The 17289-nt window shown below is 58.9% G+C and carries 9 protein-coding genes; all 9 read left to right on the forward strand.

Going from position 1 to position 17289, the window contains the following annotated elements; all coding sequences use genetic code 11:
* The first annotated feature begins 236 nt into the window (after window positions 1–236).
* The 9 genes from ACTNDJ_RS08595 (at window position 237) to larD (ending at window position 17115) form a co-directional block, all read left to right on the forward strand.
* Window positions 237–3011, forward strand: a complete 2775-nt coding sequence (locus ACTNDJ_RS08595) for a YhgE/Pip family protein (RefSeq protein ID WP_441083551.1) — start codon at window positions 237–239, stop codon at window positions 3009–3011.
* Window positions 3012–5201, forward strand: a complete 2190-nt coding sequence (locus ACTNDJ_RS08600; protein WP_441083552.1) for a YhgE/Pip family protein — start codon at window positions 3012–3014, stop codon at window positions 5199–5201.
* 339 nt (window positions 5202–5540) lie between these two features.
* The gene (locus tag ACTNDJ_RS08605) at window positions 5541–6524 is read left to right on the forward strand and encodes a DMT family transporter (RefSeq protein WP_441083553.1); all 984 of its coding nucleotides are present in this window, start codon (window positions 5541–5543) and stop codon (window positions 6522–6524) included.
* A gap of 116 nt (window positions 6525–6640) precedes the next feature.
* The gene (locus ACTNDJ_RS08610) at window positions 6641–7939 is read left to right on the forward strand and encodes a M20 family metallopeptidase (protein ID WP_441083554.1); all 1299 of its coding nucleotides are present in this window, start codon (window positions 6641–6643) and stop codon (window positions 7937–7939) included.
* Window positions 7940–7942: 3 nt separating this feature from the next.
* The gene (locus tag ACTNDJ_RS08615; RefSeq protein ID WP_154517689.1) at window positions 7943–9247 is read left to right on the forward strand and encodes an MFS transporter; all 1305 of its coding nucleotides are present in this window, start codon (window positions 7943–7945) and stop codon (window positions 9245–9247) included.
* 308 nt (window positions 9248–9555) lie between these two features.
* The gene (gene hisS / locus ACTNDJ_RS08620; protein WP_427729192.1) at window positions 9556–10869 is read left to right on the forward strand and encodes a histidine--tRNA ligase; all 1314 of its coding nucleotides are present in this window, start codon (window positions 9556–9558) and stop codon (window positions 10867–10869) included.
* A 257-nt stretch (window positions 10870–11126) separates the two neighbouring features.
* Window positions 11127–13940, forward strand: a complete 2814-nt coding sequence (locus tag ACTNDJ_RS08625; protein WP_370450652.1) for a phosphoenolpyruvate carboxylase — start codon at window positions 11127–11129, stop codon at window positions 13938–13940.
* 1116 nt (window positions 13941–15056) lie between these two features.
* Window positions 15057–16334, forward strand: coding sequence for a nickel-dependent lactate racemase (gene larA, locus ACTNDJ_RS08630; RefSeq protein ID WP_427748316.1), 1278 nt, complete (start codon window positions 15057–15059; stop codon window positions 16332–16334).
* Window positions 16335–16383: 49 nt separating this feature from the next.
* Window positions 16384–17115 (forward strand): D/L-lactic acid transporter LarD, encoded by a 732-nt coding sequence (gene larD / locus ACTNDJ_RS08635; RefSeq protein WP_441083555.1) that lies wholly within the window; start codon window positions 16384–16386, stop codon window positions 17113–17115.
* Window positions 17116–17289: the final 174 nt, after the last annotated feature.

The raw sequence follows: 17289 nt of genomic DNA on the forward strand, positions 1-17289 counted from the left end.
CGTTCCTAATGACTAAAGAACGTCCCCAATGACTAGTTGGATTGCTATTTTGTGCGGGTTGTGGTTTTGGGAGCTGCGGGAATTTAAGATACTGTACAACTGTACGTTAACTCATCTTCGTAGTATATTGCTACCCGCAAAACTCAATACCATTGTGCCCTGAGACGCTAAAGCGCCTTCGTACAATGGTTGTCGATAGTACGATTCGATTCAACGACAGGATGGATGGTCCAAGCGTGAGTCTCGGCAGCAAACTATCCGATGCAAAGGTTTCCTTTGCAATCTTTAAACGCGACATCAAGCGATTGATCGTGAACCCCGTCGCCTTGGTGGTTACCATCGGCGTGTGCGTTATTCCCTCGCTGTATGCCTGGTACAACATCGTGGCCAACTGGGATCCGTACGGAAACACCCAGGGTATCAAGATTGCCATCGCCAACAACGATCAGGGCACCCAAAACGACTTGGTGGGCGAGCTCAACGCGGGCGATAAGGTCGTCGATCAGCTCAAGGAGAACGATCGGCTGGGCTGGACCTTCGTCGATTCGGCGGCCGATGCCAAAGAGGGCGTTGAGAGCGGTGAGTACTATGCGGCCATCGTAATCCCCAAGAACTTCTCGGATAACTTGGTTTCGATGCTCGACGGCAACTACCATCAGCCCAAGCTTACGTACTACGTCAATGAGAAGAAGAGCGCCATTGCGCCCAAGGTCACCGATACCGGTGCAAGCACCATCGAGGAGCAGATCAACTCGGAATTTGTCTCCACGGCGGGCGAGACTGTTGCCGGTATCGCCAAGGATGCCGGAGTCGATTTAAAGGACAAGGCAACCCAGACCCAGGATTCGCTGGCAAGTTCGGTGTCCGAAGCATCCGATACCTTGGGCGAAGTACGCGATTCCATTGGCGACATGAACACCGCCATCGACAAGACAAGCAGCTCGATTGCTTCGGCCGATGCTGCGTTGGCGGGCCTGCAGGGACAGGCGCCTTCGCTAACGCAGGCAATCGCTCAGGGTAATGATCTGCTGGGCGAAGCTCGCACCACGGCTGGCAAGTCCATCACCTCGCTTTCCAAGGCGCTCTCGGATGGCAGCGCCGCGTTGAGCAAGACGTCGGCTTCCGCGTACACCGCAGTCGGAAAGATGACGGGTGCCTTGAAGTCCACAACCACTCGAATCGATAACTCGCTCAAATCGCTTCAGGCGACGATCGACCATAACAATATTCTTATCGACCATCTGCAGGGGCTGGCTGACAGTGCGCCGACGGGCTCGGAAGAAGTTAATAAGCTGATCGCGTCTGCGGTTGATATGCTTCGAGGGCAAAATGAGAGCCTTTCGGCCGTCAAGAATAATCTCTCCGATCAGTTAGAATATATTGACGATGACGCTACGGCGGTTTCGTTCGCCAGCGATGCTATCGATAAAGCGATCAAAACCGGTACGACCAACATGAATCAGGCTCAGACGGATCTGGGGCAGAACGCGCTGCCGAAGGCCTCGAGCGCGCTTGATTCATTTGCCGCCGTCTCGGGTGATCTGACGGGAATCGTGTCTGGCCTCACGCCTACTATTGCAAGCGCGCGCGGTACACTTTCGCAACTCAACGCTACGCTCGGTCAGGCCAAGACCACGCTGTCCCAGACCGATGCCTCGCTTGCCAAGGTCCAGGACAAGCTCGCAACCGCCGCCAACGACATTGCGGCGCTGCAGACCTCCGAGTCCATGGGCGAGCTGGCTGATCTGATGGGTGTCGACGTCAATGACGTGGCAGACTTTATGGCATCTCCCGTAGAGCTGACTTCCAAGTCAATTTTCCCGGTCAAGAGCTTTGGCTCGGGCATCGCGCCCTTCTACACCAATCTGGCACTGTGGGTGGGCGGCTATGTGCTCATCGCCATCTACAAGCTCGAGGTTGACCGTGAAGGCATCGGCAGCTTTACCGCGCGTCAGGGCTACTTTGGTCGCTGGCTGCTCCTGGTGATCCTGGGCGCGCTCCAGGCCATCATCGTTACGGTGGGCGATCTGGTCATTGGCGTTCAGTGCGTCAATCCGCTGCTCTTTGTGCTGGGCGGCATCGCTATCTCGTTCACTTACGTCAACATCATCTATGCGCTGTCCACCACCTTTAAGCATATCGGTAAAGCCATTGGCGTCATTCTCGTCATTGTGCAGATCCCCGGCTCGTCGGGCATGTATCCCATCGAGATGATGCCCGGCTTCTTCCAGTGGCTGCATCCACTGCTGCCCTTCACCTATGGCATCAACCTGCTGCGCGAGACCGTCGGCGGCATGTATGCGTTCAACTACCTGTTCAACCTGTGCATCCTGGGCGTGTTCTTGATCGTGGCGCTCTTTATCGGTCTGCAGCTGCGCCCGTTGCTGCTCAACCTTAACCTGCTCTTTGATAAACAGCTTTCCACGACGGGCCTCATGATTTGCGAGTCCAACGACCTGCCGCGCCAGCGCTACTCGCTGCGCACGGCCATGCGTGTCATGCTCGATTCTGATTCGTACCGTCGCGAACTGCTCGATCATGCGGTCGCCTTTGAACATCGCTACCCGTACTACATCAAGGGCGGTTTTGCCGCCGTGGTAGGCGTGCAGGTCCTGCTCTTTGTGCTTTCGACGGTGCTCGATATCGACAATAACGGCAAGATCATCCTGCTCGTTATCTGGATCATTTCGGTTATCGCCATCTGTGGCTGGCTCATCAACATCGAGTACATCCGCGCGAGCCTCAATACCCAGATGCGTATCTCGGCGCTTTCGGACGAGGACCTGCGCCGCGAGATGCGCGAGCACACGGCTGCCATCCCCGCCGCCCGTCGCATGTTTGGTCTCAACGCCAGCGAGCGGGGCACCAAGGACAGCGAACAGCCCACGAGCCGTCTGCCGCATATCGGTGCGCATCGTAAGGCTCAAGATGCCGACGGCGTTGACAACGTAAACGGAAACGACGGGGACACCACCCCGCTCGGCAAGCACTCTAAAGGAGGTGAGGCATAAATGAAGAACATCCTGCATCTGTTTAAGCGCGATGTCCAAAACGTGTCTCGCTCCGTGATCGGCTTGATTGTCGTGATGGGTCTCATTATCGTGCCGTGCCTGTATGCGTGGTTTAACATCGCCGGCAGCTGGGATCCGTACGGCAACACCGGCAATCTTAAGATTGCCGTGGTCAACACCGACGAGGGCTACGAGAGCGATCTGATTCCCGTCGAGGTTAACGTGGGCGAAAACGTAACCGCCACCCTGCGCGGCAACGAGAACTTCGACTGGGTTGTCCTCAACGACCGCGATAAGGCGATCGAGGGCGTTAAGTCGGGCGCGTACTACGCTGCCGTCGTTATCCCTAAAACGTTTAGCGCCGACATGATGACGCTTTTCTCGACTGAGGTGAAGCGCGCCGATATCGAGTTTTACGAGAACCAGAAGGCCAACGCCATTGCCCAGATTGTGACCGAGAAGGGCTCGAGCGCCGTCCAGAGCCAAGTCAATGAGACCTTTACCAAGACCATCACGACCATCGGCCTTAAGACGGTGTCCAGCCTGCTCGATTACATGAGCACCGACCAGGTGAGCAACTTTATCGCCAACCTGTCCTCGACGCTGGGCGATTCGGTCCAGGACCTGCAGGGCGTTCAGGCCAGCGCAACGTCGCTTGCGGGCATTTTGAGCTCCACGTCCGATTCGCTGACGTCGGCGAGCGGTATGCTCAAGCAGTCCGGATCGACCGAGGAGTCGGTGAAGCAGCTCATGCAGCATGCCGAGAGCGGTATTGCCGATTCCGAGCAAGCGCTCAAGTCCGCCAGCGATGCGATCGATGCCGCTATTGATGGGAGCGCGGGTTCGTTCGATAACGTTTCTACCAAGCTCGCAGAGGCATTCTACGCTGCAAACCAGCATGTCAATCTTACGGTGTCTCAGCTCAACGGTGGCGCAACGTCACTCAAAAATCGTGCCGACAAGATTGCTGACACGGCGAATGAGCTCCGCAGTCTTGCTGACCAGGTGAGTAACGATAAGCTCAAGGCAGGGCTTGAGGACGCGGCTGCTGAGCTTGACAAAACCGAGAAGGAGTACCGCAACAATGCCAATGAGCTGTCGAATATCGCGACGTCGCTCACGAACAGTATGGTAGAGGTTAACAAGTCGCGTGATGCGGTCGACCAGGCAATAGCGGATGCCAAGGCTGGCATCTCGGGCGCCAAGATTGACTATGACTCTACGTTTTCGGTCAAGGCCAAAGAACTCAAGAAGACTATTTCAGGCGTTTTGGATTCGCTCGATGGCATCTCGGGCGATCTGGACAGCGCCGTAGACGGCCTGACCGACGCATCCGGTTCGCTGTCAAAGGGCCTCTCCAAGGCTGCAAAGCTGGTCAACATGGCTTCCGATCAGCTGGGCGAGGCGTCGGACAAGATCGGCGCGTTTAAGGACGAGCTCGACGGTGCCCTTATGTCTGATGATCTAGCCACGATCAAGACGATGATCGGCAACGACCCCGAGGGCCTCGCCGCGTCGCTTTCCGGTCCCGTCGCGCTCGACCGCAAGCCGGTCTACCCGATTCGCAACTACGGTTCGGCCATGGCGCCGTTCTATACGATTCTGTCGCTGTGGGTGGGTTCGATTGTGCTGGCAGCCATGATGAAGGTCTCGGTTGACGATGAGCTTATCAACGAGCTCATCCCCGTGCGCCTGCACGAGATCTACCTGGGCCGTTATCTGTTCTTTGGCGGTCTGGCCTTGCTGCAGGCAACGCTCGTGTGCGCGGGCGATATTCTGTTCTTTGGCATTCAGTGCGACAACCCCCTGCAGTTTGTGCTTGCCGGCTGGGTCGCGAGCCTCGTGTTCTCCAATATCGTCTACACGCTTACGGTATCGTTTGGAGATATCGGTAAGGCCCTCGCCGTCGTGCTGTTGGTCATGCAGGTCGGCGGTTCGGGCGGTACGTTCCCCATCGAGATGACCGGTCCTGTGTTCCAGGCGATCTACCCGTTCCTGCCGTTTACCCATGGCATCAATGCCATGCATGCCGCCATGGCTGGCGCCTACCATATGGAGTACTGGGTTGAGCTGGGTATTCTGGCGAGCTATCTGATTCCGTCGCTGGCCCTGGGTGTGGTCTTCCGTCGTCCGGTCATCAAAGCCAACGACTGGATTATCGAAAAGCTGGAGTCGACAAAGCTAATTTAGTGCGGCAACGTTAACGCTGATGTAGCACTAATGCCAGCGAGCGAGCCGCATTTGCGCCAAGGTGACGTGAAATGAAAGGGCGCTGACCTTCTGGTCGCGCCCTTGAAATTGAACGTCAGATTGGCGTGAATGCGGCTCGCGCAGCGTCGGCCGGTCCGCCGTTCGGTAGAACGGCGGAACAAAACGCTTTAGTGGGCTGAATTGCGTGGGCTGCTTGATTGTTGCTACAGTTGCGGGGCGTGCCGGGGGTCCGGCGCGTCTCGTTTTTATTTGACCATGAGGCGGCATGCGGTCGCGCGCGTGCGGACACCACGCCCAGACCGAGCGCGAGGATGCCCTATGGCCCATCATGCCGTTATTGAAATCGAAAATATGCCCGATAGCCCTGTAGCCCGCGAAGACCTGGGTGCCGGCGGTGCCTCTCGCGGTGCCGGTGCGCGCTCGCCGCTGTTCTGGAAGGTCTTGCTGCTTTCGATAGCGGTCATCTGGGGCTATTCCTTTACCACCATGAAGGACGCGCTCGATACCATTCCGGTGTTCGAGCTGCTCTACATTCGCTTTCTTCCGGCGTCGCTGGTCATGCTTGCCGTCTTCCACAAGCGCATTGTTGCCCATTTCAACGCTCGAAATCTGATTGTTGGACTTGGCATGGGCGCGCTCATGTGGGGTGCCTACGGTTTGCAGACGATTGGCCTGGCGCAGACCACGGCAGGCAAAAGCGCGTTTTTGACGGGCACGTACTGCATCTTGGTTCCGTTTGCGAGCTATGTCCTAAGCGGCGAAAAACTTACCCGTTACAACTTGGGCGCCGCGTTGCTGTGCCTGGCGGGCATTGGCTTGGTGGCGCTTGATAGCGTCGAGTTCAATGCCGGCGATGTTATTACGCTGGGCGGCGCGGTCTTCTTTGCCATCCAGATGGCGGTGGCCGCTAAGTACGGTCGCAAGATGGACATCAACGTCATCACGTTTTGGATGTTTGCGGGCAACGGTGTGCTGTGCCTGATCTCTTCGCTGCCGTTCGAGACCCAGGCGCCTTTATCCGTGTGGACGCCGAGCTTTATTGGCGTGATGGCATTTCTCTCGGTAGGCTGCACATGCGTGGGTTTGCTCATCCAAAACGTGGGCTTGGCGCATGTCCCGGCCTCGACGGGCTCACTACTGCTTTCGATGGAGTCGCCATCGGGCGTGCTGTTCTCGGTGCTGCTGATGGGGGAGGTGCTCACCTCGCGTTTGCTTGCCGGCTTTGCGCTCATCTTCCTGTCGATTATCTTGAGCGAGACACACTTTGACTTTTTGCGTAAAAAGCCGCGAGCGCGTTTGTAAACAATCTGTTGCGCCGTCCCTCTGGGGCGGCGTTTTTTATGCGTCGCCTTTAAAGTTATGCCTTGCACTTTAGAGTATGAAAGTGCTTGCTGCTAAAACCTTACTGGAGGGCATCTATGGCACCAGCTCTGTCCGATTTCCAACCACAACCAGCGCTTCAGACCTCAGCGGCGGCGCAAGCCGCCATTGGCGACGGTCTGGTCAAAGAGGCTCAGGCTTTTGCCGATGAGCTTGCCGCATGGCGTCACGATCTGCATCGGATGCCCGAACTCGGTAACGACCTCCCACAGACCTCTGCGTATATCCAAGCGCGCCTGAACGAGATGGACATCCCATTTTCCACGCTCGTCGATGGTTCCTGCGTTGTGGGCCTTGTCGGTGCCGGTGCCGCCGCGGCCCAGGGCAATGGCGTCTGCACGGACGAACAGGCCGGTACGGTCGTTATGCTGCGCGGCGACATGGATGCCCTGCCCGTTGTCGAGGAATCCGGCGAGCCCTTTGCATCTACCAATGGCTGCATGCATGCTTGCGGTCACGATATGCACGCGACGGCGCTGCTTGGTGCGGCGCGCCTGCTCAAGGCTCGCGAGGCCGCGCTTGTCGACGCCAATGCCACCGTCAAGCTGTTGTTCCAGCCGGGCGAGGAGACCTTTGAGGGGGCACGTGCTGCCATCGCCGACGGCTTGCTCGAGAACCCGCGTCCTCAGGCGGCTTTTGCCATGCATGTTAACAGCCAGTCGCCGCTTGGTCTGGTGCTCTACGGCAGCCCGGCGCTTTCGGGTGTGTACGGTTTCCGCATCACGCTGCAGGGCAAGGGCGGCCACGGTTCGAGTCCCGAGATCTGCATCGACCCCATCACGGCAGGCGTGCATGTGCACCTGGCGCTCCAGGAGCTTATCGCTCGCGAGGTGCCGGCGGCCAAGGAGGTCGCGCTCACCGTGGGTAAGTTTGCCGGTGGCCAAGCGGCCAATGTGATTCCCGACACCTGCGTGCTCGAGGGAACATTGCGCGGCTTTGACGTTGAGCTCATGGAGCACCTCAAGACCCGCATCGCGGAGGTGGTCAAAGGCGTTGCCATGACTTATCGTACGCCGGCGACTATCGAGACGCTCTCGGATGTTCCCCCGCTCGTGCTCGATGACGATATGACCCAGGCTTCGCTTGGCTATGTGGGTGCGACGTTGCCCAAGGCCGCCTTCCTGCCTCTGTTCCATGCCATGGCGAGCGAGGACTTTGCGCTTATCTCGAGCGAGATACCGAGCGCGTACTTTACGTTCGGTGCGGCTGTGACCGATACGGACGAGCACTTTGCCCAGCACCATCCCAAGGCACGCTTTAGCGATGCCGAGTTGCCGCTCGGCGCCGCGGCTTATGCGGCGGTCGCCCTGGGCTATATCGCCGACCACAAGGAGTAATCCATGTCCCAGCAGCATAAATTCTTCCCCGGTTGGCTCGTCGTGGCCTCCGGCTTTGTCATCATGGCCACGTGTTACACGATTTTCGTTAACTGCATGAGCCTGTTTCAGCCGCTTATCGTGAGCGACTTGGGCATTTCCCTTGCTCAGTACAACATCTCCAACGCCATCTCAACCGTGGTGAGCGTTGTCGGCTCGCTTGTCATTGGCCATGTTGCCGACAAAGTGAGCGGTCGCATCTTGGGTTCCCTTACCGTTATCGCCACCTCTGCCGTTCTTGCCGGGATGAGCTTTGTCGGTGAGCTGTGGCAGGTCTACGTGCTCTTTGCCGTCTCGGGCTGCTTTGCCGTCGCCTCGACCCGCCTGCTCATTAGCCTTGTGACCGCCAACTGGTTTACGGCCAAGCGAGGTCTTGCGATCTCCATAGCACTTTCGGGCTCGGGCTTTGGAGGCGCTGTTCTGTCTCCCACCGTGAGCTCGCTTATCGTGAGCGTTGGCTGGCGTTCCGCCTTCCTGGTGCTCGCGGCTATCTGCATGGTGGCGGCGCTGCCCATCACGGCCTATTCCTTCCGCACCAAGCCTTCTGAGATAGGCCTTAAGCCGCTCGGCGAGAACCCGGGCGATCCGTCCGTCTCGACAGCTGGCGACAAGGACGAGCACACGGCTCCCGAGGTTAACGTCGGTTGGTCTCGCATCAAGAAGAGCCCGGCGTTTTGGCTGCTTGTCGTCGCCTTTCTCTTTATGGGCCTCGTTAACGGTGCCATCTTGCCCAACCAGGTCACCAACATGACGAGCGTTACCGTCAACGGCGCCAAGATCGTCACGGGCGGTCACGACCCCGTGTGGGCGGGCACTGTGCTTTCGGCCTATATGGTCACCGTCGTTATCGCCAAGATTTCGCTCGGCGTCATTTACGATCGCTTTGGCCTACGTTTTGGCAACGTGTTGGGATCCGTTGCGTGCATTATCGCCTGCGTCGCCCTGTGCTTCCCCGCGACCGATCTTGGTCCCATCGTGGCTGCCGTGAGCTTTGGTGTCGGAACGTGCATGGGCACCATCACGCCCACTATCGCCGCGTCCAAGCAGTTTGGCATGGCCGATCTGGGCAAGGTCACGGGCACCATTACCTCGCTCGAGATGGTCGGCGGCACCGTGGGTGCCATTGTCTCGGGCGTGCTGTTCGATGCCACGGGCTCCTTTGCGAGCACCTGGATCGTGTGCCTGGTGTGTTCTGTGGTCATGCTCGTATTCCTGCTGGCATCCGAGCCCATCGCCGCTAAGCTGCGTGCGAGCGTGGCGGGGGAGTAGACGTCCGTCGCTCTTTTCTGTTCGCCCCGTGTTCTGTCCGTGGCCGCCTTGGAAGCCGAATGGATGCTCGTACCATCATTCGGTTTCCAAGGCGGCCACGGGCATACAAAATGATCCGTTTTCCTCTGTCCCCAACAGATCGTGTGATTCGAAGGGGGGCGGAGGAAAGCGGATCGGCTGCAGCGGCGGCACGTCTGGCCGAACGAGCCCCCATACCCTCGTTCGGTCAGACGCGTCGCCGCGTTTTGTTTTTGTGCCGTATAATGACCACTACCTATGACGCGATACTAAAAGAAAGGTGTTTGCCCATGCAGGCACAGAAGGCGGAGGGAACCCGCGACCTTATCGGCGCCGAGATGCGCGCCTGGCAAAAGATGCAGCGGATTGCTGCCGGCGTGTTCGAGCCGTTTGGCTTTAAGCCCATCGAGACGCCCGCGATCGAGCAGGTGGACGTGTTTGTCCACGGCATCGGCCAGTCGACCGATGTCGTGCGCAAGGAGATGTTCCGCGTGTTTAGCGGCGCCAACCTGGAGCGTGTCTTTACCGAGGGCACCGATGCCAAGCTCAAGCCCAAACAGCGCTTGGCGCTTCGTCCCGAGGGCACTGCCGGCGTGGTGCGCGCCGTCGTGGAGAACAACCTGGTGCCCCAGGGCTCCACGCCGTTTAAGGCCTACTATGCCGAGGCCATGTTCCGCGGCGAGCGCCCCCAGAAGGGCCGCCTGCGTCAGTTCCATCAGGTGGGCATCGAGTGGCTCGGTGCTCCCGATCCGGCTGCGGACGCCGAGTGCATCATTATGCTCATGGAGTTCTACAAGCGTCTGGGCTTCGATCTTTCCAAGCTCCGTCTGCTCATTAACTCGATGGGTGATGCCCAGTGCCGTCCGGCCTATCGCGAGCAGGTCAAGCAGTTCATTCTCGATCACGCCGACGAGATGTGCGATGAGTGCCGCGAGCGCGCCGAGCTCAACCCGCTGCGCGCCTTCGACTGCAAGAACGACCATTGCCGCGAGATCATGGCCGAGGCCCCGCTGATGGGCGACAACCTGTGCGACGAGTGCCGCGAGCATTACGAGCAGGTCAAGCGCTATCTGGATGCCGCCGGCATCGAGTATGTCGAGGATCCCACCCTGGTGCGCGGCCTGGACTACTACACCCGTACCGTCTTTGAGGTCGAGGCCCCTGGCGCCGGCGTCGGCTCCATCGGTGGCGGCGGCCGCTACGACGGCCTGGTCGAGCTCGAGGGCGGCAAGCCCACGGCCGGTGTCGGCTTCGCCGTCGGTTTTGAGCGCGCCCTGCTGGCCCTGCAGGCCTTTGGCAGCGACCTGGGTGCCGATGAGGCTCCGTGTGTCTACGTTGCCAACGCCGGCAAGGAACTGCGTCAGAACGTTTTTGCCATTACGCAGAAGCTTCGCGCCGCAGGCATCGTGACCGAGGCAGACTATCAGGGTCGTTCGCTCAAGGCTCAGTTTAAGCAGGCCGACAAGGTGGGCGCCAAGCTCATTTTGGTCTTGGGCGGCGACGAGCTTGCCGCCGGCAAGGTCAAGGTGCGCGACATGCAGAGCCATGACGAGGTACTGGTCGATCTGGCCAACGTGGTCGAGGCGGTTCGAGAGCGCCTGTAGGGCATCATTTTGAGCTGCGGGTCCGCTAACTCGTCCCGCTCGCGGCGAACGATTGTTACGGGGGTGTTTCGCATTTATGCGGAATGTCCCCGTTTGCATATGCCGCCCACCGAGAAATACGACCATTTGGGGCAAAAAGCCTTGCAATGCAGAAAATACTTTTGTGTGGTAAAGCGCAATCAGTGTCGAAAGTATTTCTCAAGTGCCTATAATGAATACCGCATGTTACGTGCATAGAAGGAGGAATGGGAGGAAACGTGGCTGAGAACCTAAGCAACCAGTCTGTACCCGAAGCCGCGGCGCGCGTCGCTGCCGTGGTCAACCGCCTCGTTAACCGAATCGGCTCGAATGCCGAGTCCAGGGAGCGTCTCGCCGAGATTGAGATTCCCGAGGAGCTGCGCGACAACCTTGCGCTGTTCCTGCGCCTGGAGCGCCGTGTGCTTAGCGAGTATGATCCCGAGATCGCGGACCTGTTCGACAAGATTCTGTCGGCCGAGATCGTGGCCAATGCCGGCAACCCCGGTAGCCGTGCCGCCGACGAGGCCGTCGACGAGCAGGGCGTGCCCACCGCCGACGAGCCCACTGCTGTGGCGTTTCGCGAGGTCGTCGATTTGATCGACAGCCTGCCGCTCGATAAGCAGCAGGTTATCGTCCGCGCCTTTACGAGCTTCTTCCATCTGGCAAACCTGTCGGAGGAGAACTACCGTGTGAAGCAGCTGCGCGAGCGTGAGGCCGGCGCATCGACCGATACCGAGGTCGATCCCGCCAACGAACTCACCGTCGCCTATCACCAGCTGGTGGATGAGATGGGTGTCGAGGGCGCCAACGAGCTGCTCGGCAAGCTTGAGTTCCATCCCGTCTTTACCGCGCATCCCACCGAGGCCCGTCGCAAGGCCGTCGAGGGCAAGATTCGCCGTATCTCTAACCTGCTGGAGGAGCGTCCGCGTCTGGGCGGCTCCGACCTGGTGGAGAACGAGCGCCATATGCTGCAGGAGATCGACGCCCTGGTGCGTACGAGCCCCATCGCGCTCAAGAAGCCCACGCCGGTCGAGGAAGCCGATACCATCATCGACATCTTCGATAACACGCTGTTCGACGTCATCCCCGTCATCTATCGTCGCTTTGACGACTGGGTGCTGGGTGACAAGGCCGGTACCGTGCCGCCGCTGTGCCCGGCGTTCTTCCATCCCGGCAGCTGGATCGGTTCCGACCGCGACGGTAACCCCAACGTTACCGCCAAGGTGAGCCGTGAGGTCGCCGCCAAGTACTTCACCCACATGGTGCTCAAGCTCGAGGACAAGTGCCGCCGCATCGGCCGCAACCTCACGCTCGAGGCCACCTACAGCAAGCCGTCTGCCGAGCTCATCAACCTGTGGAACCATCAGGTCGAGATGAGTGCCCATTACACGGCCCGCGCCGAGCTTATCTCCGAGCACGAGCCGCATCGCGCCGTCATGCTCGTCATGGCCGACCGTCTGAACGCCACCGTACGCCGTATCACCGACACCATGTATCACAGCGCCGACGAGTTCCTGGATGACCTGCGCGTCGTCCAGCGTTCGCTGGCTGCCTGCGGTGCCGTCCGTGCCGCCTACGGCCCGGTGCAGACCATCATCTGGCAGGTCGAGTCCTTCGGCTTCCATATGGTCGAGATGGAGTTCCGTCAACACTCCGTGGTGCATGCCCGCGCCCTCAAGGATATCCACGAAAACGGTATCCATGGCGACCTGCAGCCCATGACGCGCGAGGTCATCGACACCTTCCGCGCTATCGGCTCCATCCAAAAGCGCTACGGCAAGAAGATGGCACACCGCTACATCATCTCGTTTACCAAGAGTGCCCAGCATGTGGCCGACGTCTTTGAGCTGGCCCACCTGTCCTTCGCACACGAGGAGGACGTTCCCGAGCTCGACGTGATCCCGCTGTTCGAGCAGCTCGAGGACCTCGAGGGCTGCGTCGACGTGCTCGACCAGATGCTTACGCTGCCCGTGGTGCAGAAGCGTCTTGCCCAGACCAACCGCCGCATGGAGGTTATGCTGGGTTACTCCGACTCCTCCAAGGATGCCGGTCCTACCACGGCCATGCTTGCGCTGCACTCCGCGCAGGAGCGCATCGCCAAGTGGGCCGAGAAGAACGATATCGACCTGGTGCTCATGCACGGTCGCGGCGGCGCCGTGGGCCGTGGTGGCGGCCCGGCCAACAAGGCCGTACTGGCGCAGCCCAAGGGTTCGGTCAACTGCTTCTTTAAGCTCACCGAGCAGGGTGAGGTCATCTTTGCCCGTTACGGCAACCGCACGCTGGCTCAGCGCCATGTTGAGTCCGTTGCCGCCGCAACGCTTTTGCAGTCGGCCCCGAGCGTCGAGAAGACCAACACCGAGACCACGCAGAAGTTCTGGGATATGGCCGAGAAACTCAACGCCGCAAGCCACGAGCGCTATCTGGACCTGCTGAACACCGAGGACTTTGCACCGTGGTTCTCGACTGTGACGCCGCTAACCGAGGTCGGTCTGCTGCCGATTGGCTCGCGTCCCGCCAAGCGCGGCTTGGGTGCCAAGTCGCTCGACGACCTGCGTACCATTCCGTGGATTTTCAGCTGGAGCCAGGCACGCATTAACCTGGCCGCTTGGTACGGCCTGGGCACCGCCTGCGAGCAGCTGGGCGATCTTGACCAGCTCAAGGCTGCCTACCAGGAGTGGCCGTTCTTCCGCACCTTTATCGATAACATCGAGATGTCGATTGCTAAGACCGATCAGCGCATTGCCAAGATGTATCTGCATCTGGGCGACCGCGATGATCTGTCCAAGAAGGTCTTTACCGAGATGCAGCTCACCCGTAAGTGGGTCCTTGCCATCGTCGGTGACGAGTGGCCGCTGCAGCGTCGTCGCGTGCTTGGCTGTGCCGTTCGCGTGCGTAACCCCTACGTCGACGCCCTGTCCATCGCCCAGGTCCGCGCCCTTCGCGAGGTGCGTATGAACCAGGACGAGATGGCCGAGGAGAAGAAGGCCGAGTACATGAGCCTGATTCTTTCGACTGTGACCGGCGTCTCGGCAGGTCTGCAGAACACGGGGTAATCGATAGCCCTGTGGCTCTCACCGGGGCCCGACGGGTTTCCCTCTGAATGCGTCCTCGCACTTGAAGCCCCCTTATCCTGCTCCTTTGGAGCTGCGGATAAGGGGGCTTCGTGCTGCGGAATGCATTCAGAGGGAAACCCGTAGGGCCCCTTCGTCCTCGGTCTTCTGGAATTAAAGCTGAGGAGAAGAATGGCGCGCTTCGCGCTTAGCGTGGAGTGCGGCGAGGGCTTCTTGCGTCCGCGGAGTGTGCCTAAAAGTAAACTGATGGCGGGCCCTGCGATGTCCGGTCTTCGGCGGATTACTGCTGGGGGAATAATGGCGCGCTTCGCGCGTTTGGAAAGGGCTTCGTGCTGCGGAATGCATTCAGAGGGAAGCCCGTCGGGCCCCTTCGTCCTCGGTCCTCTGGAATTAAAGCTGAGGAGAAGAATGGCGCGCTTCGCGCATAGCGTGGAGTGCGGCGAGGGCTTCTTGCGTCCTGCGGAGTGTGCCTAAAAGTAAACTGATGGCGGGCCCTGCGATGTCCAGCTTCGGCGGAAGGCCGCTGGGTGAGGGTGGTGCCTGGGGCGACGTGCAAAAAACGGAGTTTTCAGCAGCCAAAGATCGATGCATAAGGCCATAGCCGGCCCTCGCTGCCTTTGTTGATGATTTTGCAAGACAATTGGGCCTTGGCGATGCTCATATATGGCTGGTTTCACGCCGCATGTTATCCAGATGGGACGAGTCATGAGGACGATCTACCTTTTGAAAGACTTTTGACACCAAAATCTTATCTTGCGATGCTGAATACTCGCAAAAATGCACGCTCCGGAGGGGGCTACCATGTTGCGGTTCGAAACCCAATGCGTATTTCTATGCAGTATATTGACCTATTTATGCAAGATAGCTTACACGCGCATGCCACAGGATTGATGTTTGCCTCGGCGCTGCGTAAGCCACCCTGCCTATAGCTTCTTTGACAGGAGGCCGCGGTCCCGTTTGGGATCGCGGCTGTTTTATTGTGGGTCAAATATGAACGTTGTGTTAACGACTCGGTGGACGGTAGCGTTTTTCGGTGAGCAGCGTATCCTTCCAACGGTTTATCTAGTGTGTCAGTTGAAAGGAAGAGGGCGCTCGTCATTGTTTGAATGTGAACTGCCGTTTGACCACAAGACATTGCATCTAGAGCTCGAGGATAAGAACTTCGCGGGTGTGATGGAAGGTCACCAAAACGAGTTTAAGACTGCAAAATCGCAGGAAGAGCTGGTAGAGGAGTCGCTTGCCAACCCTTATGGATCGCCTTCGCTCGAGGAGCTTTGCGCTGGCAAGAAGGATATTGTAATCATTAGCTCCGACCATACGCGCCCCGTTCCCTCGCGTGTGACGATGCCTATTCTGCTGCATCACATCCACTCTGCTGCGCCTGAGGCGCGCGTTCGCATTCTGGTTGCTACGGGTATGCATCGTCCGTCGACGCACGAGGAACTCGTCAACAAGTATGGCGAGGAGATCGTTGCCAACGAGGAAATTGTCATGCACGTCGCGACCGACGACAGCATGATGGAAAAGATTGGCACCCTGCCTTCTGGTGGCGAGTGCATCATCAACAAGATTGCCGCCGATTGCGATCTACTGCTTGCCGAGGGCTTTATTGAGCCGCACTTCTTTGCCGGTTTTTCTGGCAGCCGCAAGTCCGTGCTGCCCGGCATCGCCAGCTACAAGACCATCATGTACAACCACAACGGCCAGTTTGTGAACGATTCCCATTCGCGCGCCGGCAACCTGTGCCACAACCACGTGAGCGAGGACATGTTTGCCGCTGCCGAGATGGCTCACCTTGCCTTTGTGCTCAACGTGGTGCTCAACGGCAAGCACGAGGTCATCGGCTCCTTTGCCGGCGACATTCACAAGGCGCACGAGGCCGGCTGCGAGTTCGTGAAGAGTCTTGCCGGCGTTGAGCCCGTCGAGTGCGAGATTGCCATCACCACCAACGGTGGCTATCCGCTCGATCAGAACGTCTATCAGGCCGTGAAGGGCATGTGCGCTGCCGAGGCCACACTTCCCGAGGGCGGCGTGATCATCGATGTCGCCGGTTGCGCCGATGGTCACGGTGGCGAGGGCTTCTATCACAACATCGCTGACAACGATCCGGCAGAGTTTGAGCGCGCCTGCATCGACCGTCCTAAGGACGAGACCCTGCCCGACCAGTGGACGAGCCAGATCTTTGCCCGCATCCTGGCGCATCACCCTGTGATCATGGTCACCGACCTGTGCGATCACCAGATGCTCAAGGATATGCATATGACGCCGGTCAACACCCTCGAGGAGGCGCTCAAGCTCGCCTTTGAAATGAAGGGTGCCGATGCCAAGGTAGCCGTCATTCCCGATGGCCTGGGCGTTGTCGTCGCTCAGCACTAGCGCGCGGCCTAAACGAATCGTTTGTAACCGACAAGAAAGATAAGGTTTTATGCTTACCAAACTCCTCTGCGAATTCGGCGCAACGGCCCTCATGATCATCTTTGGCGTGGGCGTACACTGCGATACCGTGCTTAAGGGCACCAAGTATCAGGGCTCCGGCCACATGTTTGCCATCACCACCTGGTCTTTTGGCATCTCGGTCTGCCTGTTTGTCTTTGGCGGCGCCGTGTGCATGAACCCGGCTATGGTGCTTGCCCAGTGCATCGTCGGTCTGGTGCCGTGGAGCAGCTGCATCCCCTTCATGATTGCCGATATGCTCGGCGGCTTTGTGGGCGCCGTAATCGCTTGGTTTATGTATACCGATGAGTTCAAGGCTTCCGAGGGCGTCGTCGACCCCATTGCCCAGCGCAACATCTTCTCGACCAACCCCACCACCGAGGGCACGAACTATGCCCGCAACTTCTTCTGTGAGGCTATCTGCACCTTTGTGTTCATCAGCGCCATCCTTGCTGCCGCTAGCCGCGCCGGCGAGAACGTTCTGATGCTCGCTATCTGCGTCGGCCTGATCGTTTGGGCCGTTGGCATGGGCATGGGTGGCATCACCGGCTTCGCCATGAACCAGGCACGCGACCTTGGTCCTCGCATGGCCTATCAGGTGCTGCCGATTAAGAACAAGGCTAACAACAACTGGAAGTACGGCCTGCTCGTTCCTGGCATCGCTCCGTTTATCGGTGCCGCTCTGGCCGCGCTGTTTGTGCACGGTTTCTTGGGCATGTTCTAGTCCAAGGTCACATAGTTGTCCGCTGGCCGCATGGGGTGACTTCCCAGCGCGTCCTCGGACATGAAAGAACCCCCGCTGCGCACTGAACTGCCTCCCATTTCTTGGACATGAGAAATGGGAGGCTTTTTATGCGTGTCGACTTGAGGGTGAAGCACGACATCGAGGCCAGGAAGG

Origin of the sequence: Collinsella sp. HCP3S3_D1 (assembly GCF_052064015.1) — a bacterium.
Classification (GTDB): Bacteria; Actinomycetota; Coriobacteriia; order Coriobacteriales; family Coriobacteriaceae; genus Collinsella.